This window comes from Sphingomonas sp. Root710 (assembly GCF_001429065.1).
In the GTDB taxonomy this organism is placed as follows: domain Bacteria; phylum Pseudomonadota; class Alphaproteobacteria; order Sphingomonadales; family Sphingomonadaceae; genus Rhizorhabdus.
In genome coordinates, this window is the sequence record NZ_LMIB01000016.1 from 392,332 (window position 1) to 415,640 (window position 23,309).

At 67.1% G+C, this 23,309-nt stretch carries 22 protein-coding genes; 12 read left to right on the top strand and 10 right to left on the bottom strand.

Annotated elements, in window-relative coordinates:
* Positions 1-17: 17 nt before the first annotated feature.
* Entirely contained in the window at positions 18-3,368 is a 3,351-nt protein-coding gene (locus ASE00_RS19250; protein ID WP_056383316.1) for a glycosyltransferase, read from the bottom strand.
* Between the two features lie 169 nt (positions 3,369-3,537).
* Between ASE00_RS19250 and ASE00_RS19255 the strand changes: the two genes are divergently transcribed.
* On the top strand, positions 3,538-3,789 hold the full coding sequence (locus ASE00_RS19255; RefSeq protein ID WP_056383317.1) for a hypothetical protein: 252 nt from the start codon (positions 3,538-3,540) through the stop codon (positions 3,787-3,789).
* A gap of 17 nt (positions 3,790-3,806) precedes the next feature.
* Here ASE00_RS19255 and ASE00_RS23915 read toward each other — a convergent pair whose 3' ends face one another.
* From ASE00_RS23915 to gluQRS, 6 genes are all read right to left on the bottom strand, one after another.
* Positions 3,807-3,983, bottom strand: coding sequence for a hypothetical protein (locus ASE00_RS23915; RefSeq protein WP_200957971.1), 177 nt, complete (start codon positions 3,981-3,983; stop codon positions 3,807-3,809).
* Between the two features lie 67 nt (positions 3,984-4,050).
* Positions 4,051-4,644 carry an arylesterase gene (locus ASE00_RS19260; RefSeq protein WP_056383318.1) on the bottom strand — a complete coding sequence of 198 codons (594 nt, stop codon included), beginning with the start codon at positions 4,642-4,644 and terminating at the stop codon, positions 4,051-4,053.
* 229 nt (positions 4,645-4,873) lie between these two features.
* Entirely contained in the window at positions 4,874-5,434 is a 561-nt protein-coding gene (locus ASE00_RS19265) for a hypothetical protein (RefSeq protein WP_056383319.1), read from the bottom strand.
* A gap of 50 nt (positions 5,435-5,484) precedes the next feature.
* Positions 5,485-7,971, bottom strand: coding sequence for a PAS domain-containing protein (locus ASE00_RS19270; protein WP_056383320.1), 2,487 nt, complete (start codon positions 7,969-7,971; stop codon positions 5,485-5,487).
* A gap of 149 nt (positions 7,972-8,120) precedes the next feature.
* Positions 8,121-10,223: a sodium-translocating pyrophosphatase gene (locus ASE00_RS19275; RefSeq protein WP_056383321.1), complete on the bottom strand. Its 2,103-nt coding sequence runs from the start codon at positions 10,221-10,223 to the stop codon at positions 8,121-8,123.
* 226 nt (positions 10,224-10,449) lie between these two features.
* Positions 10,450-11,301 (bottom strand): tRNA glutamyl-Q(34) synthetase GluQRS, encoded by an 852-nt coding sequence (gene gluQRS, locus ASE00_RS19280; RefSeq protein ID WP_056383322.1) that lies wholly within the window; start codon positions 11,299-11,301, stop codon positions 10,450-10,452.
* Between the two features lie 176 nt (positions 11,302-11,477).
* Between gluQRS and ASE00_RS19285 the strand changes: the two genes are divergently transcribed.
* Both ASE00_RS19285 and ASE00_RS19290 read left to right on the top strand, forming a co-directional pair.
* Positions 11,478-12,044, top strand: a complete 567-nt coding sequence (locus tag ASE00_RS19285; RefSeq protein WP_056383323.1) for an HNH endonuclease — start codon at positions 11,478-11,480, stop codon at positions 12,042-12,044.
* Positions 12,045-12,204: 160 nt separating this feature from the next.
* Positions 12,205-12,525 (top strand): PilZ domain-containing protein, encoded by a 321-nt coding sequence (locus ASE00_RS19290; RefSeq protein ID WP_056383324.1) that lies wholly within the window; start codon positions 12,205-12,207, stop codon positions 12,523-12,525.
* 48 nt (positions 12,526-12,573) lie between these two features.
* Here the strand turns inward: ASE00_RS19290 and ASE00_RS19295 are convergent, their stop codons facing one another.
* Together ASE00_RS19295 and ASE00_RS19300 are read right to left on the bottom strand one after the other, a co-directional pair.
* A complete protein-coding gene (locus ASE00_RS19295) occupies positions 12,574-13,710 on the bottom strand; it encodes a M14-type cytosolic carboxypeptidase (RefSeq protein WP_056383325.1) in 1,137 nt (378 codons plus the stop codon).
* Positions 13,707-14,327: a DUF4136 domain-containing protein gene (locus ASE00_RS19300; protein WP_056383326.1), complete on the bottom strand. Its 621-nt coding sequence runs from the start codon at positions 14,325-14,327 to the stop codon at positions 13,707-13,709. Before ASE00_RS19300 ends, ASE00_RS19295 begins: the two co-directional genes overlap by 4 nt.
* A gap of 243 nt (positions 14,328-14,570) precedes the next feature.
* On the opposite strand from ASE00_RS19300, the gene ykgO reads away from it, so the two are divergent.
* Positions 14,571-14,696, top strand: coding sequence for a type B 50S ribosomal protein L36 (ykgO, locus tag ASE00_RS19305; RefSeq protein WP_003046794.1), 126 nt, complete (start codon positions 14,571-14,573; stop codon positions 14,694-14,696).
* Entirely contained in the window at positions 14,696-15,310 is a 615-nt protein-coding gene (locus ASE00_RS19310; RefSeq protein WP_414819866.1) for an HAD family hydrolase, read from the top strand. Before ykgO ends, ASE00_RS19310 begins: the two co-directional genes overlap by 1 nt.
* A 319-nt stretch (positions 15,311-15,629) precedes the next feature.
* Here ASE00_RS19310 and pyk read toward each other — a convergent pair whose 3' ends face one another.
* A complete protein-coding gene (pyk, locus tag ASE00_RS19315) occupies positions 15,630-17,087 on the bottom strand; it encodes a pyruvate kinase (RefSeq protein WP_056383328.1) in 1,458 nt (485 codons plus the stop codon).
* 186 nt (positions 17,088-17,273) lie between these two features.
* Between pyk and ASE00_RS19325 the strand changes: the two genes are divergently transcribed.
* From ASE00_RS19325 to ASE00_RS19355, 7 genes are all read left to right on the top strand, one after another.
* Entirely contained in the window at positions 17,274-17,537 is a 264-nt protein-coding gene (locus tag ASE00_RS19325; protein ID WP_056383330.1) for a DUF2312 domain-containing protein, read from the top strand.
* A gap of 232 nt (positions 17,538-17,769) precedes the next feature.
* Positions 17,770-18,624, top strand: coding sequence for a 3-methyl-2-oxobutanoate hydroxymethyltransferase (gene panB / locus ASE00_RS19330; protein ID WP_056383331.1), 855 nt, complete (start codon positions 17,770-17,772; stop codon positions 18,622-18,624).
* Between the two features lie 201 nt (positions 18,625-18,825).
* Positions 18,826-19,521: a tetratricopeptide repeat protein gene (locus tag ASE00_RS19335; RefSeq protein WP_056383332.1), complete on the top strand. Its 696-nt coding sequence runs from the start codon at positions 18,826-18,828 to the stop codon at positions 19,519-19,521.
* A gap of 4 nt (positions 19,522-19,525) precedes the next feature.
* Positions 19,526-20,860 carry a PQQ-like beta-propeller repeat protein gene (locus ASE00_RS19340; protein ID WP_056383333.1) on the top strand — a complete coding sequence of 445 codons (1,335 nt, stop codon included), beginning with the start codon at positions 19,526-19,528 and terminating at the stop codon, positions 20,858-20,860.
* A 270-nt stretch (positions 20,861-21,130) separates the two neighbouring features.
* Positions 21,131-22,495, top strand: coding sequence for a ribosome biogenesis GTPase Der (gene der, locus ASE00_RS19345; protein WP_056383334.1), 1,365 nt, complete (start codon positions 21,131-21,133; stop codon positions 22,493-22,495).
* A gap of 1 nt (position 22,496) precedes the next feature.
* On the top strand, positions 22,497-22,700 hold the full coding sequence (locus ASE00_RS19350; protein WP_056383335.1) for a sulfurtransferase TusA family protein: 204 nt from the start codon (positions 22,497-22,499) through the stop codon (positions 22,698-22,700).
* 151 nt (positions 22,701-22,851) lie between these two features.
* Positions 22,852-23,280, top strand: a complete 429-nt coding sequence (locus ASE00_RS19355) for an Hpt domain-containing protein (protein ID WP_056383336.1) — start codon at positions 22,852-22,854, stop codon at positions 23,278-23,280.
* Positions 23,281-23,309 lie beyond the last annotated feature (29 nt).

Sequence of the window (23,309 nt, forward strand, 5' to 3'; positions counted from 1 at the left end):
TTGCGACAGGGAGGATTTCAGGTAGCGCTCACCCGGCCCGATCGCTCCAGCTTGCCCCAGCCGACGCGGGGGCCGCGCAGCGCCTGGGCGATCGCCTTCAGCACGACATAATACATGATCTGGCGATAGCCGATCCGCTGCGGGATCAGCAGCCAGAGCAGCCGCCACTTCTCGCGCCGTTCGAGCGCGAAGGCGATGACCGCGGCGAGCAGGTCGATCGCGGTGAACACCAGCCAATAGGTCAGCATCCGCCCGACATCGCCCTGGGTCTGGTCCCAGCCATGCGCCTGCACCTCGAACCAGGTGCCGATCAGACTGAGGACCAAAGCGAGATCGATCACCGGGGAGATCATCGCCAGCAATATCTGGAACAGCACCGCCTGGGGCAGGCCGATGCGGGCGAGGCCCTTCGGCTGGCCTGCGCGGATCGCGCCGCGATGCTTCCACAGGCATTGCAACGTGCCATAGGCCCAGCGGAAGCGCTGCTTGGCCAGCGCGGCGACGCTCTCGGGGGCTTCGGTCCACGCCACCGCATATTGGTCATAGCCGACCGTCCAGCCGGCGCGCTGGATCGCGATCGTCAGGTCCTGGTCCTCGGCGAGCGTGTCAGGCGGATAACCGCCGACCGCGTTGATCGCGGCCAGCCGCCACGCCCCGACCGCGCCGGGCACCACGGTGATCGCGTCGAGCCGGGCCAGCGCTCGCCGCTCGAGATTCTGGGCGCTGATATATTCGAGCGCCTGCCAGCGGGTGACGAGGTTGACCCGGTTGCCGACCTTGGCGTTGCCCGCGACCGCGCCGAGCTTCGGGTCGGCGAACCAGCGCGCGAGCCGGGCGATCGTCGCCGGTTCGAACTGGGTGTCGGCGTCGAGCGCGATGACGATGTCGCTGCGTACCAGCGCCAGCGCGCGGTTGAGCGCGCGCGCCTTGCCACCATTTTCCAGCGTCAGCAGCCGGACGCGCGGGTCGTCGGCGAAAGTCTCGGCGACGATCGCGCTGGTGCGGTCCTTCGAGCCGTCGTCGATCACGATGACCTCGACTCGGACGTCGCGGCTGTCGAGCACGCGGCGCACCGAGCGTTCGATCACCCGCTCCTCGTTGAAGGCCGGAATGAGGACGGTGACGAAGCGATCGGGATCGATCGGCGGGAAGATCGTCCGCCCCTCGCGCCGCGCCTGCGCCAGCGCGAGGCCGGAGAGCAGCACCGCGCGGGCGATGCCGAGGCTGATCGCGACGAGGAAAAGCCATTTGAGCGCTATCGTCAAGCCGCCGAGCGTGCTGAACAGCGCCAGATCGGTCTCGGCGGCGAGGCGGTCGCTCTTGGAGATCGGCGGATTGACCGCCGATGCAGGCAGGCCCGCGAGGTTCGAGACGGTGACCAGCTGATAGCCGCGCGCGCGCAGTTCGCGGATCAGGATCGGCAGCGCCGCCACGGTCTGCGCGCGATCACCGCCCGAATCGTGGAGCAGGACGATATTGCCCGAATAGTCGGGCCCGCCACGTTCGACCCCGGCTATGGTGCGGCGGACGATTTCGCTCACGCCGGGCCGCTTCCAGTCGTCGGGATCGACATGCAGGCCGACCGAGAGATAGCCGCGCGCCTGCGCCTCGGCGACGGGGCCGATCTCGTCGGCGGTGGTCGGCTCGGCATCGCCGAAATAGGGCGCGCGGAACAGCCGCAGCGAATGGCCGGTATAGGCCTGGAACAGCCGCTGGGTGGCGTTGAGCTCGAGCGCGGTCTCCCGCGCGTTCGCCTCGGCGAGATTGGGGTGGGTGTAGGTGTGGCTGCCCACCTCATGCCCCTCGGCGATCTCGCGATCGAGCAGCGCGCGCTGGGTCAGCGCGTTCTCGCCGACGATGAAGAAGGTGGCGGGCGCCTTCTCGGCTTTGAGGATGTCGAGGATCTTCGCGGTCCATACCGGATCGGGCCCGTCGTCGAAGGTCAGCGCGATCTGACGCGGGCGATAGCCGGTGCGCTCGATCGTCCAGGGGGTCGGCAGCTGGTCGAAGCGGACGGCGGTGATCGCGCCGCTGCGATCGGTGGTGACGCTGCGGTGGCCGGGCACCGGCTGCGCGCCGATCCGCAATATCTCGCCCGAGCCTTCGATATCGACATTGGTGCCCGCCGGGATCTTCTCGATCGCGCTGGCGGCGGGCAAGGCGCGGTGGCGGCCGAACATCGTCCAGACCGACGGGTCCTCGGTGCCGAGCCGCCACAGCGCGACGGCGTGAAGCCCCATCAGGTTCAATGCGGCAATCTGGCCGTGCATCGCCGCGGCGTCGAGCAGCCAGACGTCGTGGCGGACGCCGCCATCCGAATAAGCGAGGCTGCTGTTGCCGCTGAGCCGGTCGAAGCGCGGAGTCACCCCGCTCTCGCGCGCGGTCAGCCACGCTTCCTCGATCGAATGCGCGTCGACGCCGCCGCCCTGCTTCCAGTCATAGGCATAGGCGCCCAGCGCGACGACGATCTTTTCGGGGGGCAGGCCGCGCGCCGTTCGCGCGACCATGTCGGCGAACCAGGGGCGCGAGGCGATCGGGCCGGGGTCGCCGGCCTCCGAATGCTCGTCATAGGCCATCAGGAACAGCCGGTCGACGACCCGGGCATAGGCCTTCAGGTCCCAGGACGGATCGCCGACGGGCACCGCGATCGCGATCGTCATGCCGGGCAGCCGGGCGCGGGCGCGGGCCAGGAAAGCGCGATAGGCGGAGTGCGCCGAGGGCGGCAGCTGTTCGAAATCGAACATCACCCCGCTCGCCTGGTCGCGGGCGAGCAGCGCTGCAATCCGGCCGATCGCCGCGTTTGACGCCGCCGGATCGGCGAGCATCGCGGCGATCCCGTGCCCGTCCCAGACGCCGTTCTCGGCATTCTGCACCATCGGCATCAGCTTCGGGCGGTGCGGTGTATGGCTGATGATCGATCGGCCACGTGAATCGGCGATGAGACGGACCTGATGCGCGGAGCCGGTGATCGATATCCAGCCGGGGATCACCCAGTCGACATCGCCGGCATGGCGCGCGAGCGACGCGGCGGAGGCGTCGTCCCACGGGGCGTGAAAGGCATAGCTGACGGACGGCTGGCCATGCACGGCGCGGCCCGCGCCGATCAGGTGGCGGAAATCACGCCAGAGATGCCCGACATGGCGTGCGCTTTCCGCCGCGAGGCCGCGACCCGCACGGTCATGCGTCAGCGGTGAGATCGCCGGCCGCTCGACCTCGAAGGGAAGCGGCGGCTGGGGCGCCACCGCGACGATCGACCCGAAAAAGGCCGCCGCGGACAGGATCAGGAGCAGGATGAAAGCCCCGACCGCCAGTGCGAAACGCCGCCGCCGCCGGCCCGAGGCATCGAAGAAGATCGGCTTTTCGTGCATGCGTCCGGCCCGTCGAAACGGCTGCGCAACGGCAGCCGCTCGCGCCTTGCGCCCGTAATGCTTTCGGAAAGCTGACTATATTCAGGACTTTTGACGAAAGTCCATGGCCGGAACCTACGGGGCAACCGGCGGTTGGACAAAATATCCATAGGGAACAGGGACATCCGCCATGCTGACCACGGCGCTGCAATATTATGGCGCCGCCGCCGGGGCGATCGCCGCGCTGATCGTTTCGCTCGACCTGGGCCGCCGCTGGACGGGATTCGGCTTCGTCATCTTCGTGACCTCGTCGATCGCGCTGATCGCCTGGGGTTTCCTGAACCCCGAGGCGAAGGGAATTGGCTGGCAGAATGTCCTGCTGTTCGTGATCAACGTGGTCGGCGTCTACCGTTATCTGATCCGCAAGAAGGGCGCGGACTGAGTCCGCGCCGCAACCGATCATCGCTTGCGATCGCCCCTGTCGCCCTGTCCGGGCTTCGCGGCGGTCTTGGCCTGCCGCCGCTGGTCGGCCGACAGCGACCGGCCGACATCGTCGGATTCGGCGAACCGCCCCTGCTCGTCGCGCCGCACATAGCGCTTGTCAGTGCCGGTATCGATCAATTCGCGCTTGGACATCGTCCTATCCTATCCTCTTGAGATGCCAGCAAAACGCATCGCGATTCGTTAGGTTGCCGACGGTCGATCAGCAGGATGTAGCATATGCTACATCGCCGTCCGGCCGGGCCAGCACGGCGCGGACGGCCGGGGCGAAGGCGCGCGCGATGCGGTCGACGCCGAGCGCATTGGGGTGGATGCGGTCCGGCAGGCACAACGCCGGATTGGCGAACACGCCCGGCGGGAAGAAGGGATGCACGCCGACCCCGTGGCGCGCGGCGATCTCGCCATAGATGGCGCTGCAGCGCTGACCGAAGCGGCCGAGCAGCGCGGGCGCCTCCATTCTGGCGAGCAGCACCGCGATATCGCAGCGGACGATTTCGCCGACGATCGCGTCGAGATTTGCGGCGGTGCGCGGGAGCGGGATGCCTCGGATCAGGTCGTTCGCGCCCAATTCGACGATGGCGAGATCGGGCTTCGCCGTGAGGCCGCTCAGCACGCGCGGCAGCCGGGCAAGCGCGCCTGCGCTGATGTCGCCTGACAGGCCGGCATTGTCGACCCGCACGTCGGGGAAGTCCGGGCACAGCGCTGCCTGGAGCCGGGCGGGAAAGGCTTGTTCACGGCGCAAGCCATAGCCTTCGACGAGGCTGTCGCCGAACGCGAGGATATAAGGTGTCCGCATGGCGCGGATATGGGAGGCGGTGTGGCATTTTACAGCATCTTCGCCGTAACCATCTGCAACGGCTCGACCAGGCGCGAGCCGATTTCGTCTGCATCGAGCGTCTGACCGACGCGAAGATCCGCGCGATCCGCGACGCGCTCGGAAAGGACATTGGCCAGCCGGATAGGGCAGCGCCCACAGCTCGGTAGAGAGATTGCTCAGGCGCTACTTACCGTACCGGACGCCGCGGTCAGTCCCCGGCTCGCCAGCGCTCCAGCGCGGCGTCGTAGGCGGCCCTGGCCTTCCCGGCGGCCGCCTCCGCCTTCGCGCGCGCCCTGTGGTGCCGCGCTTCAAGATCATGGCGCTCGCGACGCAGCGCCGCCTCGCGATCGGCCAGTTCGGCAAGCGCAGCGCGCTGATCGCCCACCAGCCGATCGATCGCGGCTTCGGCGCGGTCGAGTCTGGCGCGGCTTGGCCGCGGCCTGGGCTTTTTCGGCCTGGTTCCCGGCCGGGGGCTGGGCGCTGCGCTCGGCGCCTCCGCGATGGACGCGGCGGGTTTCGGCCGGGGTCGGTCCTCCGGCAGGGCGGCGAGCTGATCTTCGAGCGATCCGCGCGACGTGCGGATCACCACGCCCGGATGGGCCAGCGGTTCGGCCATCAGGCGCGGATCGTCGATCTGCTCGGCGGCGCCGCGCGCAAACAGGTCTTGATCGCTGCCCCATGCGCGGAGCGCCGCCGCCCGGCTCGGCGCGGCGACATAGGCGTCGTGGAAACCGGTCGAGGTCCGGAAGACTTTCAGGGCGCGTGCCATGGCGCGATAACGCGGCACCGCCGATCCGGAGCCATGACCCCGCCGATTTGCTAATCGAGCCTGGGACGATCCCGTTCGAGCATGAGCCGGACGCGCTCGACCAGGCCGTCGACGGCGAAGGGTTTGGTCAGCATCGCCATCCCCGGCATCAGCCATTCGTCATCGCCGGTCGCGCGATGGGCGTAGCCGGTGACGAACAATATCCGGAGCGACGGATCGATCGCGCGTCCGGCCTCGGCGAGCTTGCGGCCGTCGAGACCCGGCAGGCCCACGTCGGTCAGCAGCAGATCGACATGGCCGATATCGCGCAGCAATGCGAGGCCGGACGGGCCGTCGATGGCCTCGAGCACCTCATAACCGGCTTCCTGCAATGCATCGACGATCACCGCGCGGACCGAGGCCTCGTCCTCGACGACGACGATCCTGCCGCCCCGCGTCGCACGGCCGAAGTCCGCATCCTGGCGCCGCCCCGTTGCCGCCGCTTCGCCCGATGCCCGCGGCAGGCAGAGCGTGACGGTGGTGCCCGCGCCGACCATGGTCTCGATCGTGACGAAGCCTGCCGATTGCCGCGCGAAGCCATAGATCATCGACAGGCCCAGCCCCGTGCCCGCGCCGATCGCCTTCGTCGTGAAGAAAGGTTCGAACACCTTGTCGGCCACGTCGGCGGTCATGCCGTGGCCGGTATCGCGCACGGCGATGGTGACGTAATCGCCCGGCGCGGCCGGTTGGTCGATCGGGGCGTCGCCCGGGCCGATCGCAATGGCGCCGACAATGATGCTGAGATCGCCGCCGCCGGGCATCGCGTCGCGCGCGTTGATCACGAGGTTGAGCACCGCGCTTTCGAGCTGGTGCGGGTCGCACCGCGTCACCCAGCGGTCCGCCGGCGGATCGAGCCTTACCCTTATCGTCTCGCTGACCGACTGGTGGATCAGATCGGCCATGCCGGCGATGAGCGCCGCCGGTTCGACCAGCTTCGGATCGAGCGGCTGGCGGCGCGAAAAGGCGAGCAGCCGCTGGGTCAGCGCGGCGGCACGCTCGGCGGAGACGGTGGCGGCTTCGGCGTAACGCTCGACATCGGCGGTCAGCCCGCGCGCGGCCTTGCGCCGCATCAGTTCGAGCGAGCCGATGATGCCGGTCAGCAGATTGTTGAAGTCGTGCGCGATGCCGCCGGTCAGCTGGCCCACCGCCTCCATCTTCTGCGCCTGGCGCAACGCGTCCTCGGCGGCGGCGAGCGCCGCGGCGTTGTTCTTCTGATCGGTGATGTCGCGCCCATAGGCATAGACCAGACCATCCTCCATCGCGGTGTGCCAGGAGAGCCAGCGGAAGCCGCCGTCGATGGTGCGGAAGCGGCTTTCATAACCGGTCAGGTCGGCTTCGCCGAGCGCCTTCGCCAGCGCCGCGAGGCTTCCGGCGAGATCCTCGGGAACGACGAAGTCGGCGAAACGGCGGCCGACGACGTCTTCGGGGGCATGGCCGAGGATCGTGGTCCAGGACGGTGTGACCGCGCGGAACACGCTGTCGGCGTCGACGACGATGATCAGATCGCGGCTGTGCGACCAGATGCGGTCGGCGCGGCGGCGTTCGGCATCGAGCGCCGAGACATTGGCGAGCGCGCCGCTGAGCTGTCCGGCGATGAGGCGGGCGAAGTCCGCAATCTCCGGATCGCCGCGGCGATGGGGATTGAGCGCGAAGATCAGCGTCCCGAAAGGCGGCTGATCGCCGATGCCGGGCACGGGCAGTGCCATCGCCTCGCACGGCGCGACCGACCAGCCGCCGCGCGGCCAGTCATGTTCGGGATCGAGCGCGAAGCAGACCGCATGTTCGGCCGGAAGCAGCCCATCGGGCCAGCGATGATCGGCGAGCGGAACCGCAGCTGCGGAGCATGCCAGCATCTCGGTTTCGCCGCCATGGTCGAGCGCGAGCAGCACGAAGGGAAAATCATAGGGATTATCTTCGAACACGTCGCACAGGGCACGGCGCACCTCGTCCCGGCTGCCGACGCCGACCAGCCGCATGCCGAGCCCGCGCAGCGTTTCGAGGCGGCGCTCGCCGATCACGCGCTCGGTTTCCTCGCTCACCACGCACAGCATGCCGCCGACCCGGCCCGGACCGTCGTAGAGCGGGCTGTAGGAAAAGCTGTGATAGGTCTCCTCGGGATAGCCGCTGCGTTCGAGCAGCAGGAGCAGCGCCTTGTTCCATGTCGCTTCGCCGGCGCGGACATGCGCGACCTGGTCGGCGACGTCGGCATAGACCTCCGCCCATACCTGGTGAAAGGGCTGTCCGAGCGCGCCGCCATGCTTGAGGCCGAGGGTCGGGATATAGGCGTCGTTGTAGAAGAAGCGGAGATCGTCGCCCCAGCCGAGCCACATCTCGAAACGCGAGGTGAGCAGCATGCGCAGCGGGATTTTGAGGCCATCGGGCCAGAGCAGCGGATCGCCGAGCGGGGTGGCGGCCCAGTCATGCGCGCGCATGCGCTGCGCCATCTCCGAATGGCCGGGAAAGATGCTCTCCAATGTCTCCTGCTGGAGATGCGCCATATGGCCCCGGTATCCGAACGGTTCGACCGAACCAAACGCACTATTTGCCGTTTCGATGCAAGGCGCTTCCGCATGGCTTCGGCGCGGCAAAGAAAAAAGCCCGCCCGGATCGCTCCGGACGGGCGTAGATCCGACAATGCGGGATCAGATCACATCGCGGCGTGCGCCAGCGCTGCGAGCAGCAGCAGGGCGACGATGTTGGTGATCTTGATCATCGGGTTCACGGCGGGGCCGGCGGTGTCTTTATAGGGATCGCCGACGGTATCGCCGGTCACGGCTGCCTTATGGGCTTCCGATCCCTTGCCGCCATGGTTGCCGTCCTCGATATATTTCTTGGCGTTGTCCCATGCGCCGCCGCCCGAGGTCATCGAGATGGCGACGAACAGGCCCGAGACGATCACGCCGAGCAGCAGCGCGCCCAGGGCCGCGAAGCCGTTCGCCTGGCCCGCGACCTGGGTGATGACGAAGTAGACGACGACCGGCGCGAGCACCGGCAGCAGCGACGGGACGATCATCTCCTTGATCGCCGCCTTGGTGACGAGATCGACGGTGCGGGCATAGTTGGGACGGCTGGTACCGGCCATGATGCCCGGATTATCCCGGAACTGCGCGCGCACTTCCTCGACCACCGCGCCCGCCGCGCGGCCGACCGCGGTCATGCCGAACGCCCCGAAGATGTACGGCAGCAGCGCGCCGAGCAGCAGGCCGACGATGACGTACGGATTGCTCAGCGAGAAATCGACCGCGAGATCGGGGAAGTAGAGGTTGAGGTCGGTCGTGTAGGCGCCGAACAGCACCAGTGCGGCGAGGCCCGCCGAACCGATCGCATAGCCCTTGGTGACCGCCTTTGTGGTGTTGCCTACCGCGTCGAGCGCGTCGGTCTTGACGCGCACGCTATCGTCGAGGCCTGCCATTTCGGCGATGCCGCCGGCATTGTCGGTGACCGGACCATAGGCGTCGAGCGCCACGACCATGCCCGCCAGCGCGAGCATCGCGGTCGCCGCGAAGGCGATGCCGATCAGGCCGGCGAGCTGATAGGCGACGACGATGCCGACGCAGATCACGATCGTCGGCAGCGCGGTCGACTCCAGGCTGATCGCCAGGCCCTGGATGACGTTGGTGCCATGGCCGGTTTCGGACGACTTCGCGATCGAGCGGACCGGGCGATAGTTGGTGCCGGTATAATATTCGGTGATCCACACCAGCAGGCCGGTGACGGCCAGGCCGACGAGTGCAGAATAGAAGAGGTTGATCGCCGGGAAGCTGGTATCCCCCACGCCGATCAAGCCATCGACGCCGCCGAGCACCCAGTCGGTGGCGAGGTAGATAGCCGGGATCGACAGGATCGCGGTGGTCCAGAAGCCCTTGTACAGCGCGCCCATGATCGACTGGTTCGCGCCGAGGCGGACCATATAGGTGCCGATGATCGAGGTGACGATGCAGACGCCGCCGATCAGCAGCGGCAGCGACATCAGCTTGCCGATCCACGCGGCGTCGCCCGCGACGAGCAGCGCGGTGAGGACCATGGTGGCGCCGACGGTGACGACATAGGTCTCGAACAGGTCGGCCGCCATGCCGGCGCAATCGCCGACATTGTCGCCGACATTGTCGGCGATGGTGGCGGGGTTGCGGGGGTCGTCCTCGGGAATGCCGGCTTCGACCTTGCCCACCAGATCGGCGCCGACGTCGGCGGCCTTGGTGAAGATGCCGCCGCCGAGACGCGCGAAGATCGAGATCAGCGACGCGCCGAACGCCAGCGCAACGAGCGCGTCGATGACGATCCGCTCATTGGGCGCATGACCGCGCGGGCCGGTCAAATACCAGAAGAACACCGCGATCGCGAGCAGCGCGAGGCCGGCGACGAGAACGCCGGTGACCGCGCCCGCGCGGAAGGCGACGGTCAGGCCGCTCTGCAGGCTGGTGCGCGCGGCCTCGGCGGTGCGCACATTGGCGCGGACCGAGATGTTCATGCCGACATAGCCCGCGACGCCCGAAAGCAGCGCGCCGATGACGAAGCCGACCGCCGAGGTCAGACCGAGGAAATAGAAGACCAGCGCCGCGACGATCACGCCGACGATGGCGATGGTGCGATATTGGCGGCCGAGATAGGCGCTCGCGCCTTCCTGGATGGCCGCGGCGATATCCTGCATCTTCTCGTTGCCGGCCGATGCGGCCAGCACCTGACGGCTAGTGAACAGCCCGTATAATATGGCGAGCAGGCCGCAGCCTATCGCTACCTGTATGATCAGCATCCTAACTCCCTTCGCTCCCCGAAGCGCCGTCCTCGTGCGGATCGGCGCTCCAGCCAATAGGCCGTGATCCCCGCGCCGCGGCATCCCCTTGCCGCTCGCGAAAACCACCCTAAAAGCGCCGGAATCGAGCTTTTCCGCCCTTTTTCCCCCGACACCTGGCCGCAATGTATGTCTTGCTTGTCGGCGGGCCGCAAGGGCCCCGTTTTTCCGGGGGTTTGGCCGCGGTTCAGGCGGCCGGCGCGCGCAGCCGCGCCACCAGCGCTGCCGGGTCTGTGCCATCCGCGCGCAGCGATGCAAGCGTCGGCGATCCCGCGCGCTTGGCGAGGCGCTCGCCATTCTCGCCGGTGAGCAGGCGATGATGGTGGTAGCGCGGCGTCGGCAGGCCGAGCAGCGCCTGAAGCAGCCGGTGGACATGGGTGGCGGCGAACAGGTCCTGCCCGCGCACCACGTCGGTCACGCCCTGCGCGGCGTCGTCGACGGTGACGGCGAGATGATAGCTGGTCGGCGCGTCCTTGCGGGCGAGGACGACGTCGCCGTGAATTTCGGGGGTCGCCGCGACCGAGCCTGCCGCCGCGTCGTGCCAGCGCAGCGCGCCCGCCGCCGCCGCCGCCTTCGCGACGTCGAGCCGCCATGCATGCGCTTCCCCCGCCGCGATCCTGCTTTCGCGTTCGCCTTCGCTCAGGGTCCGGCAGATGCCGGGATAGATGGGACCGTCGGGCCCGTGGGGTGCGGCGGCGCTCGCGGCGATCTCGGCGGCGATCCGGGCGCGGGTGCAGAAGCAGGGATAGGCGAGCCCCGCTGCCTTCAGCCGGCCCAGTGCACCAGCATAGAGCGGCAGGCGCTGCGACTGGAAGACGGGCTCGCCGTCCCAGCCAAGCCCGAGCCAGCGCAGATCCTCGACGATGCCGGCGACATGCTCGGGGCGGCAGCGGGTGGGATCGATGTCCTCGATCCGCAGCAGGAAGGCGCCATCCGCCGCCCGCGCCAGATCGTGCGCGCACAGCGCCGAAAAGGCGTGGCCGAGGTGGAGACGCCCGGTCGGGCTCGGCGCAAAGCGGGAAATTACGCTTTCGGGCATTCGGACTCTTGACGAGGAGTCAATGGAAATGCTGTCATGCCCATGTCACGCTTTCAGGCGAAAGAGTGGCCACGAGGGCGCGGCCGGTTCGGCCATAGGCGTTCCGGTGTGCGAACGGAAGGTCGGCTGGACCAGGTTGGGGCTCTCCATCTCGTGCGGGAGGCCCTGGTTCGTCCATGTACCACTCCGATCTCATGCGACATCCGGACAGTTGTCCGGCGCTGGTGCTCAACGCCGACTATACGCCGTTGAGCTATTACCCATTATCGCTGTGGAACTGGCAAACCGCTATCAAGGCGGTTTTTTTACAACGGGTCGATATCGTCTCCGAATATGACCGCGAGGTGCGCAGCCCCAATTTTGCGATGCGGCTGCCATCGGTCATCGCGCTCAGGCAATATGTGAAGCAGTCGGAGCATCCGGCCTTCACGCGCTTCAACCTGTTCCTGCGCGACCGCTTCTGCTGCCAATATTGCGGATCGCCGTCGGACCTGACCTTTGACCATGTCATCCCGCGCGCGCAGGGCGGGCGGACGACCTGGGAGAATGTCTCGACCGCCTGCGCGCCGTGCAACCTGCGCAAGGGCGGGCGCACCCCGGCCCAGGCGAACATGCGGCTGTTCGAACCGCCGATCCGGCCGACAAGCTGGCAGCTTCAGGAAAATGGCCGCAGCTTCCCGCCACATTATCTCCACCAGAGCTGGCGCGACTGGCTCTACTGGGACATCGAACTGGAAGCCTGATCGGCGGATTCGTTACTTCAGCGAAACATGCGCAATTACGCAATCGATAGCAATTGCCCGTTGATGCGCGCATCCAACGCGACTAAGTATTTTCCCGGATCACGACCTAGAGCATCAGCCATAGCCGCGTTCGGTAAATGGTCGTGTGGGGAGGTAGCGTATGTTTTCGTCGGAAGTCGTCGTACGGGACGGCAGCAATCGACGGGCGTCGCCGCGGGTCGGCAGCGCCTTCGATACCGATATGCGCGGGCGCAAGGGCATGGGGCGCTCGCCCTGCCGGGTCATCGACATATCGAGCGGCGGCGCACGCCTCATGATCTATCAGGACCTGCCTCCCGAGACCTCGATCCAGATCGCGCTGCCCGGCAAGGGCCTGGTCGACGCGCATATCGTCTGGGCCAATGGCCGCGAGGCCGGGTGCCGCTTCGACAGCCCGATCGATGCCGCCACGATCACCAGCTTGCAGGCGGCGGGGCGTTAAAGCACCGCGCCCCAGGGTTTCAGCCCGGCCGGAACCAACCCCGCAACGTCAGCGCGCCGGCAGTTCGTCGAGCATCTCGTGCAGCGCGCCGAGGCATTCGGCGCCCAGCTTCTTCGATCGTTCGGGCGACCAGCCGTGGCGAGGGTCGGCCAGGTCCACATTGTCCTTGAACGGCATTTCCAGCGTCATCGCCACGCAGCCGAAACGGTTGGCCAGCTGGTTGGTCGACATCGACAGATTGGCCTTGCCCCTGCCTGCCACCGGATAGCCGTGGCGTGTCTGGAAATCGGGCGTCCGCCGCGCAAGGATGTCGCGGTAGCGGTGATAGAGCCGGCCCTGCTCCTCGCTCCAGTTCGGAATCCCTTCGAAACCAGCGATGAAGACATAGGGGATCGCCTCGTCGCCATGCACGTCCATCGCGAAATCGACCCCGGTCGCGTCCATCCGGGCGAGGACGTTGAACACTTCGGGGCTCCGCTCGGGCGTCGGCCCGTGCCATTCGCGGTTGAGGTTCACGCCCGCCGCATTGGTGCGCAGATGGCCACGGCGTGAGCCGTCGGGATTCATGTTGGGGACGATATGGAAGGTGGCGCGCCCGCGCAGGCTGCGCGCCACCGGATCCTGCGCGTCGATCAGCCGTTCGAGCGCGCCTTCCATCCACCATTCAGCCATCGATTCGCCGGGATGCTGACGCGCGTAGAACCAGACCTGCTTCGGGCCGTCGCCGATCGTCAGCAGGTCGAGATCCTGCCCGTCGAGGGTGCTGCCGAGCCGTTCATGGGTTACGCCGGGTGTGACGGCGACACGGCCGACGAGATCATGATGCCGCTCCATCGAATAGGGGGCGAAATAGGCGATCCAGAGGCTGTCATGCTCCGGCGTGAAAGCGATGGTCAGCGCGCCGTCGCCATAGCTGGTCGGCACCCGGAACCAGTCCTGCCGGTCGGCCGAGGCGACCGCCTGATAGTCCTTCCAGCCGTCGGGATAGGCCGACCCGCCGGCATTGCCGATGCGCAGTTTGACGGGTGTGCCCTTCGCGCCGGTCAGGCGGAAGTGGAACCACTGGTAGAAATCGGACTGATGGTCCTTGACGATGGCAAGGTCGAAGGCGGCACCCTTCTGGCCGGTGATGGCGATGTTGCCGCTGTCGAAGCCGCTGGTGATGCTGATCTGGGGTTCGGTCATTTCACCGTGATAGTCTCGCCCGACCGGCCGGGAAAGCCCTGGAACAGCGCCGCTGCGAGCCGCGCGACCGCCGCTTCGGGGCTTGCCTGAGGGGTGCCGTCACGCGTGACCGATTCGGCGCGGCCTTCCCAGATCACCGTGCCTTCCGAGCGGCGCTTGAGCTGGACCGACAGCTGGGTCAGCACGTCCATGCGCTGTTTGGCCCGGCCGATCGGGAAGCTCACCGATCCACCGAGGCCGACGCTGGTGCCCCCATGCCAGCCGCCGCCGCTGCCGCCGCCCAGGCCGATCGACAGCGACGACCCGCGCGTCTGTCCCGAAGGCCGCCACGAACGGCTGACCTCGGTCACCGCGACCAGTTCGGATTTGGCGAGATCGGGCGCGATGCCGAAACCGAGCCGGTCGAGTTCGCCGCGAACGATTCGCGCATAGCTCTGGAATTCGAGATCCTTCGCCAGCGAAGGATCGCGCGGCTCCACGGTGACCTGGCCGGGGGCGATCGGCTGGCCAAGGTGGAAGCGCGTGACGCGGGCCTCGGGCATCTGCGCCGCGCACCCGGCGAGCGCGAGCGCCGCGCCAATCAGAAGGGCCTTGGAAATCAAATGGTTGCCGATCATTTCTTCATCCTTCCCGGCGATGCATCAGCATCGAAACGCATCAGTTATGAGTTCGGGTGCATTGACCCTAATGCATAGCCGATGAACAAGAGGGAGAAGAACAGTGGTTTCCCCCACGAGGAGGGGAGGGCGCGTGCATTCGCAGCAGGAATGGCGCGGGACGGCTTGACTCCTCGAGCATGCCGCCATAGGGGAGCGCCTCGTTTTTCAACTTACCAGCTTAGAAAGCAGGCGCGTTAAGCCATGAAGATCCGCAACTCGCTCAAGTCCCTGAAGGACCGTCATCGCGACAACCGCGTGATCCGTCGTCGTGGCCGCACCTATGTGATCAACAAGACCAACCGCCGCTTCAAGGCGCGCCAGGGCTGATCACGCAGCGCGGCACACGCGCCGTCATCTTCGATGTCGGCAATGTGCTTTACGACTGGAATATCCGGCAGTTCTTCGAACAGCTCGTGCCCGCGCACGAGCTGGACCTGTTTCTGCGCGATGTCGTCACGATGGACTGGCACGGCCAGCATGACGCCGGCAGGCCCTTCGCCGAAACCAGCGCCGAACTGATCGCCGCCTGGCCGCGCTTCGCCGAGGCGATCGCCGCCTATGGCCCGCGCTTTTCCGATACCGTCACTGGCTTGCTGCCGGGCATGGTGGAGATCGTCCGTGCGCTCCACGCGCGCGGCGTGCCGCTCTATGCGATCACCAATTTCAGCCATGAATTCTGGCCGCCTTTCCGGGCGCGTGAGGCGGCGATCTTCGATCTGTTCGCCGACATCGTCGTGTCGGGGGAGGAGAAGCTGATGAAGCCCGATCCGGCGATCTACGCGCTGGCGCTCGATCGCTTCGGGCTCGAAGGCCCCGAGGCGATCTTCATCGACGACCGCGAGGACAATGTCCGCGCGGCGGAGGCGATCGGGATCAGGGGGCATCTGTTCCGGGGGGCGCCCGGACTGGCCGCGGAACTGCACGGTTTCGGGCTGCTCTAGACCATATCGGCCGCAGCCGAATTTTCGCCCCGCTTCGTGACTTTTTGATCTGAGTCAAAGCTTGCCGGGATAGGCAGGCGCATCGATCGGCCGTTCAACGAGGACGATCGACATGCTCAGCTATCTTGGTGACCATTATCTGTACATCCCGCTGGTCGCGGCGGCGCTGTTCATGGCCGTGGTCGGCTATGTCAGTATCGAGTCGAGCGTCGGGAAACACTGATCTTCGGCATGACCGAAGGCGGCGGTGCCTGCCCCTCTCCGGGCACCGCCGTGATTTTTCGGACCTGCCGCGCCTGCCCGCGCAGGTCGGAGCCGGTCAGGCGCCATAGCCCTTGAGTTCGTCGCCGGTCAGCCGGACGACATGGATGACATTGGTCGATCCCGGCGTTCCGAACGGCACTCCGGCGACGACGACGACGCGGTCGCCCGCCCGGGCGAGCCCCTGCCGCAGCGCCATGCGCTTGGCCTTGGCGACCATTTCCTCGAAGCTGGCGACATCGCGGGTGCGGACCGCGTGGCTGCCCCAGAGCAGTCCCATGCGCCGTGCGGTGGCGAGCTTCGGGGTCAGCACCAGCAGCGGCACCGAAGGCCGCTCGCGTGCGATGCGCCGCGCGGTCGATCCCGACAGGGTGAAGCAGATGATCAGGCTGGCCGAAACGGTGTCGGCGATCTGCGCGGCGGCCTCGGCCAGCGCGTCGGCGGTGGTCGCGTCGGGATGGGTCTGGGTGAAATGGAGCCGGGCGGCATAGCCGGGGTCGCTTTCGACCGACATGGCGATCGCGTTCATCATCGCGACGGCTTCCTCGGGCCATTGCCCGCTCGCCGATTCGGCGGAGAGCATCACCGCGTCGGCGCCGTCATAGATGGCGGTCGCGACGTCGGATACCTCGGCGCGGGTCGGGCTGGGCGACTGGATCATCGATTCGAGCATCTGGGTGGCGACGACCACCGGGCGGCCCATCCGCCGCGCGGTCTCGACGATGCGCTTCTGCATCGGCGGCACCCGCTCGGGCGGCAGTTCGACGCCCAGATCGCCGCGCGCGACCATCACCGCGTCGGCCAGCTCCAATATCTCCTCAAGCCGCTCGACCGCCGCCGGTTTCTCGATCTTGGCGAGCAGCGCCGCCTTGCCGCCGATCAGCTGGCGCGCCTCCGCCACGTCTTCGGGCCGCTGGACGAAGCTCAGCGCGATCCAGTCGGCGCCATGGTCGCAGGCGAAGGTGAGGTCGCGGCGGTCCTTCGCGGTCAGCGCCGCCATCGGCACGATCACGTCGGGCACGTTCAGCCCCTTGCTGTTCGACAGCGCGCCGCCGACCTCGACCAGCGTCTCGATATGGTCGTCGCGCACCGTGCGGACGCGGAGCACGAGCTTGCCGTCGTCGAGCAGCAGCCGCGCGCCTGGCTCGAGCGCCTCGAAAATCTCCTTGTGCGGCAATTCGACCCGTTTCGCGGTTCCAGGCGTGGGATCGCGATCGAGGATGAAACGCGATCCGGTCGCCAGTTCGGCCATGCCGTCGGCGAATTTGCCGACGCGCAGCTTGGGGCCCTGCAGATCGAACAATATCGTGGTCGCGCGGGCGAATTCCTTCTCCATCGCGCGGATCGCCTGGATGATCGGAACCTTATCCTCATGCGCGCCATGGCTCATGTTGATGCGGAAGGCATCGGCGCCGGCGCGGAACAGCCGGGCGATCATCGCCGGCGAAGCGCTTGCCGGGCCCAGCGTGGCGAGCACGCGCACCTTGCGTTGGCGGGGGCTTATCTGGCTGTCCATTATGGCTTTCCTGCCCTCTCATTCGACCGAAGGAGGCGGCCTTTGGTAAGAGCAACGCGGTCGAGCGCAAGTCTTTCCGTCGCCTTCCTGTCATTGTTGGCCGCATCGCCGATTTCCCCGTTGAGCGGTCGCCCGGCTGGCTCTACAGCCTGCGCCTTCACGCGATTCTGACGGGGTATGCGAATCATGGCCGAAGCCGACACGACCGAAGACAAGGGCAGCATCGCGGCGCAGGAGCTCCGCCTGTTCGTCGAGCGGGTCGAGCGCCTCGAAGAGGAAAAGAAGGGCATCGCCGACGACATCAAGGAAGTGATGTCGGAGATGAAGGGCCGCGGCTACGACACCAAGATCGTCCGCAAGCTCATCGCGATCCGCAAGAAGAAGAAGGGCGAGCATGAGGAAGAGGCGATGGTCCTCGAAACCTATATGGCTGCGCTGGGGATGATTTGAGGTTTTTTGTTGGAGCCCTCAAACGCCGGGCGCAGGGCATCGGCCCTGCTTGGCTTCCTCGCTATCGCTCGGACGCGCTGCACGCGCTTGCCTCTTCGAGCCTCGGCAGGGCTGACCTTGAGATCGGCGCCGGGGCGCGTTAGCGTCCCGCAAGGCCGAACGGCCGCCCGAGCTTATGCGAGGATAGCCAAGGTCACGAATGTGACCGCCGGCGCTTGAGGCCAAACAAAAAATGTCCACCTTTCAAATAGACACCGCCACCAGCCGCGCGAATCCCACGCCCGCGCCGATGAAGCGGCTCACCGTGCCCGCGATCCGCAATGCCAAGGGCAAGGATCCGATCGTGGTGCTCACCGCCTATACGATCCGCATGGCGCAGATCCTCGATCCGCATTGCGACATGCTGCTGGTCGGCGACAGCCTGGGCCAGGTGCTCTATGGCCTGCCGTCGAGCCTGCCGGTCAGCCTCGACATGATGATCGCGCATGGCGCGGCGGTGGTGCGGGGCAGCTATCACAGCCTGGTCGTCATCGACATGCCGTTCGGTTCCTATGAAGAGAGCCCCGAACAGGCCTTCCGCTCGGCGTCGCGGGTGATGAAGGAGACCGGCGCGGCGGCGATAAAGCTCGAAGGCGGCGAAGCGATGGCCGAGACGGTCGCCTTCCTGTCGGCGCGCGGCATTCCGGTGGTCGGCCATGTCGGGCTCACCCCGCAGGCGGTCAACGCGCTGGGCGGCTATGGCGCGCGCGGGCGCAGCCAGGAGGAATATGCCAAGCTGATCGGCGACGCCAAGGCGATCTCGGAGGCGGGGGCTTTTGCGCTGGTCGTCGAAGGCGTGGTCGAGCCGCTGGCGATCGAGATGACGCGGGCGATCGACATCCCGACGATCGGCATCGGCGGATCGGCGCAGTGCGACGGCCAGGTGCTGGTGATCGACGACATGCTGGGCATGTTCGACCGGGTGCCGCGCTTCGTGAAGAAATATGCCCAGCTGGCGGGCGAGATCGACAGCGCCGCCGCCCAATATGCCGCCGACGTCCGGTCGCGTGCCTTTCCGACCGTGGATCAAACCTATCAACCCAAATGATTATCGTCATTCCCGCGCAGGCGGGAATCCATATCCTCTGAAGCTCGAACCTCTTACGGTTCTGAGGTTATGGATCCCCGCCTCCGCGGGGATGACGTATTTGTACGGCCGGAGGCCCGTTCATCCGGCGTATTTATTGACTATGGCACCGCGCTCGCTCCCTCGCTAAGAGGATCGGCGACCCTGTTCTGGAGATGATGCTTGGCCTCGACGCCGCCTACCGAAGAAGCCTTTCTGCGCGAAGTCGACGAAGAGCTGCGCCGCGAGCAGATCCAGACGATGTGGCAGCGCTATGGCCGGATCGCGCTGATCGCGGTCGGGCTGTTGCTGGCGGCCTTCGCCGCCTTCCTGTTCTGGCGCGCGCAGACTACCAAACAGGCCGAGGCGCAGAGCGAGCGGATGGACGCGGTGATCGCCGACATCCAGGCGGGCCGCAAGACCGAGGCGGGCAAGAAGATCGAAACGGTGATCGCCGAGGGCGGCCCTGGCTATAAGGCGACCGCCTTGTTTGCGAAGGCGGCGCTGGCGATCGAGAAGGGCGACACCAAGGCGGCGGCGGCGCTTTATGCCGGAATCGCCGCCGACGAGGATATCGCCGCGCCGTTCCGCGATCTTGCGCTGATCCGCCAGACGCTGACCGAATATGACGGCCTGACCCCGCAGCAGGTTATCGACCGGCTGCGGCCGCTGGCGGTGCCGGGCAACGCCTATTTCGGCACCGCGGGCGAGCTGACCGCGATCGCGCTCCTTCGCGCCAACCGCGGCGCCGAGGCCGGACGCCTGCTCGCCGCGGTCGCCCGCGACACGAATAGTCCCGCGCCGCTGCGCGCCCGCGCCGGCCGCCTCGCCACCAGCCTGGGCGCCGACGTCGGCGCCGTTACCGCCGACAAGGATTGATTGGATGAACCGCAAGCTTATCGCCCTGGCCGCGGCCATGCTGCTGACGACGACGCTCAGCGGTTGCGGCCTGTTCGGAGGCGGCGACAGCAAGAAGCCCAAGACCCCGGTGCTCGGCCAGCGCGTCGCGGTGCTCACCGCCGAATCGGGGGCCGAGATCGATCCGACGCTGGAGGCCGTGCCGGTGGTTCCGCCGACCGAGCAGGTCAATCCCGAATGGCCGCAGCCCGGCGGCAACGCCGCCAAGTCGCTCGGCCATGTCGCGCTTGGCCAGCATCTCGCCGTCGCCTGGGACCGCAAGATCCCCGGATCGAGCAAGAAAGCGCGGCTGGGCGCGGGCCCCGTCGTCGGCGGCGGCCGGGTCTATGTGCTCGACGTCAACGCGGTGATCCACGCCTTCGACCTGAAGAGCGGCGCGCCGGTGTGGACCCGTGCCGTCGGCGTGGGCGCCGACAACAAGGCTTCTTTGTTCGGTGGCGGCGTCAGCTATGACAATGGCAAAGTCTATGCGACGAACGGCATCGGCGACGCCGCCGCGTTCGACGCGGGCACCGGCAACCAGCTGTGGAAGGTCCGTCCCGGCGGTCCGCTGCGCGGCGCGCCGTCGGTCGGCGGCGGCAATGTCTATGTGATGAGCCAGGACAATCAGCTCTTCGCGCTCAAGGACAGCAATGGCGAGACGCTGTGGAACGCCAGCGGCAGCCTCGAAAATGCCGCGGTGTTCGGCGCGGCGGCCCCGGCGATCGGCCAGGGCACCGTCGTCGCGGGCTTCTCGTCGGGCGAACTGACCGCCTACCGTTATGAGAATGGCCGCGCGGTTTGGCAGGATTCGCTGTCGCGGACGAGCATCACCACCTCGGTCGCCTCGCTGGTCGATATCGATGCTTCGCCGGTGATCGACCAGGGCCGCGTCTATGCGGTCGGCCAGGGCGGGCGCATGGTGGCGATGGACATCCTGACCGGCCAGCGGCTGTGGGAGCTCAACGTCGCTGGCACCAAGACCCCGTGGATCGCAGGCGAATGGCTGTTCGTCGTCACCGACGACGCCAAGCTGCTCTGCATCGCGCGCAACAGCGGCAAGGTTCGCTGGATCACCCAGCTTCCCGGCTACAAGAACGAAAAGAAGAAGAACAAGCCGATCGGCTGGTCGGGGCCCGTGCTCGCGGGCGGACGTCTCATCCTGACCAGCACCGAAGGCGGCCTGCTCAACGTCGCGATCGAGGATGGCAAGATGGGCAATGGCATCCGGCTCGGCTCGACGATCTACCAGGCGCCGGTGGTGGCGGACAATACGCTGCTGGTGCTGACGGATAACGGCAGGCTTGTGGCGTATAGGTAGGCCGCTCCGCGGCGCCCTCAAACGACGGGCGGCGGGCCTCCGCCCGCCTTGGCTTTCCTCGCATAAGCTCGGGCGCGCGTTCGCGCTTGCGGAGCCTTAACAGGCTCCGGCGATGAGTTTTGCGTCGGGACATGCCAATGTCCCACAAGGCCGAATGGCCGCCCGAGCTTATGCGAGGAAAGCCAAGTGAGCGGATGCGAACGCCGGCGCTTGAGGCCGAGCGACAGCGAGGGGCTAACAAAAAGCGTCGGGGCCCTGTAAGGGGCCCCGATGAAGAGACTTCCTATCGTCGCGATCGTCGGCCGTCCCAATGTCGGCAAGTCGACGCTGTTCAACCGCCTGGTCGGCAAGAAACTGGCGCTGGTCGATGACCGGCCCGGCGTGACGCGCGACCGGCGTGAGGGCGATGCGAACCTGCTCGGGGTCGATTTCAAGATCATCGACACCGCCGGTTTCGAGACCGACGATCCCCAGACCCTGCCCGGCCGGATGCGCGCGCAGACGCAGGCCGCCGTGGAAGGCGCCGACGTCGCGCTGTTCATGATCGACGCGCGCGCCGGACTGATGCCGCTTGACGAGGAGATCGCCCGCTGGTTGCGCGGCGAGGATACGCCGGTCGTCGTCGTCGCCAACAAGGCCGAGGGCAAAGCCGCCGAACATGGCGTCTATGAGGCGTTCAACCTCGGTCTCGGCGAGCCGGTGCCGCTGTCGGCCGAGCATGGCGAGGGGGTCGCCGACCTGTTCACCGCGCTGCTGCCCTATATCGACCGGCCCGAGGGCGAGGATGGCGAGGGCGACGAGGAGGAGGCCGAGGAGGGCCCGCTCAAGCTCGCGATCGTTGGCCGGCCCAATGCCGGCAAGTCGACGCTGATCAACAAGATCCTCGGCGAACAGCGGATGATCACCGGCCCCGAAGCCGGGATCACCCGCGATTCGATCGCGATCGACTGGGACTGGAAGGCCCCCGACGGCACCGTCCGGCCGGTCCGGCTGATCGACACCGCCGGGATGCGCAAGCGCGCCAAGGTGCAGGACAAGCTGGAGAAGCTCTCGGTCGCCGACGGCCTGCACGCGGTCGACTTCGCCGAGGTCGTCGTGCTGCTCCTCGACGCGACGCTGGGGCTCGAAGCACAGGACCTGCGCATCGCCGACAAGGTGTTGCAGGAAGGCCGTGCGCTGATCGTCGCCCTCAGCAAATGGGATGTCGCGGCCGATCCGCCATCACTGTTCCAGGGTATCCGCGCCGCGCTCGACGAGGGGCTGGCACAGGCCAAGGGCCTGCCGCTTCTGACCGTATCGGGCGAGACCGGACGCGGCATCGACCAGCTGCTCCAGGTCGCGCACGAAACCCGCGAAGCGTGGTCGAAGCGCGTGTCGACCGGCCAGCTCAATCGCTGGTTCGAAAAAGCGATCGAGGCCAATCCCCCGCCCGCGCCCGGCGGCAAGCGAATCAAGCTGCGCTACATGACCCAGGCGAAGACCCGCCCGCCGGGCTTCATCCTGTTCGGGACGCGGGTCGATCAGCTGCCGGAAAGCTATCGTCGCTATCTGATCAATGGCATCAAGCGCGACCTGGGCTTCGCCACGGTGCCGGTACGCCTGACCTTGCGCGCGCCCAAGAACCCGTTCGATTGAGATGGAGCGGGTCGATGCGCGGGGCATGCGCTGTCCCTGGCCGGCGTTGCGGCTGGCGCGGGCAATGCGTGAAAGCGGCGGCCCGGTGCTGATCCTGGCCGACGACCCGATCGCCCCGGGCGAGATCGCGGCGCTTGCCGCGACGCAGGGCTGGTCGGTGACGGCGGCCGAGGAGACGACCGCCTGGATCGTCGCAGCACCTTAGACATAGGTCGAAGACCTACGGATAATTCCCGATCGTTTCGCTACCCCAAAATGGAAAAGCGAGCGCATTCAAGGCTATCCCGGTAACGCATCATTTACGACCCTGTCCTATGGTCCAAGCTGAGAGCCAAGATGGCGAGCAGGGAATTGCTATGGGGCAAGCGGGCAACGGCGTGGTGAACTGGACGACCTTCGGCCAGACGCGCGATCTGATCGGCAACGATTTTGCCAAGATTCTTGGCTATTATCGGGACGATGCTGCCAAGTGCGTCGTCGCGGTCGAGCAGGCGTACAAGCTGCGCGACGCCGTCTCGATGGTGCGTCCCGCGCACACGCTGAAGGGTGATTCGCTCCAGTTCGGCGGCGAGGCGCTGGGCAAGCTCGCCGAGCATATCGAACATAGCGCGCGCCGCTGCGTCGAAGAGCATAGCGCCCCCGACGCGCTCGACGCCGAAATCCTTCGCCTGCGCCCCCTGCTGATCGAGACGCTCGCCCAGTTCGAGCGCGAGCTGACCAAGAACTCGGTCACCGCGATGCGCCGCCCTGCGGCGGCCGCCGGCTTCGGCCGCAAGCAGGCCTGATCTTTCCGAGGAATAAAACGGCTGGCCCT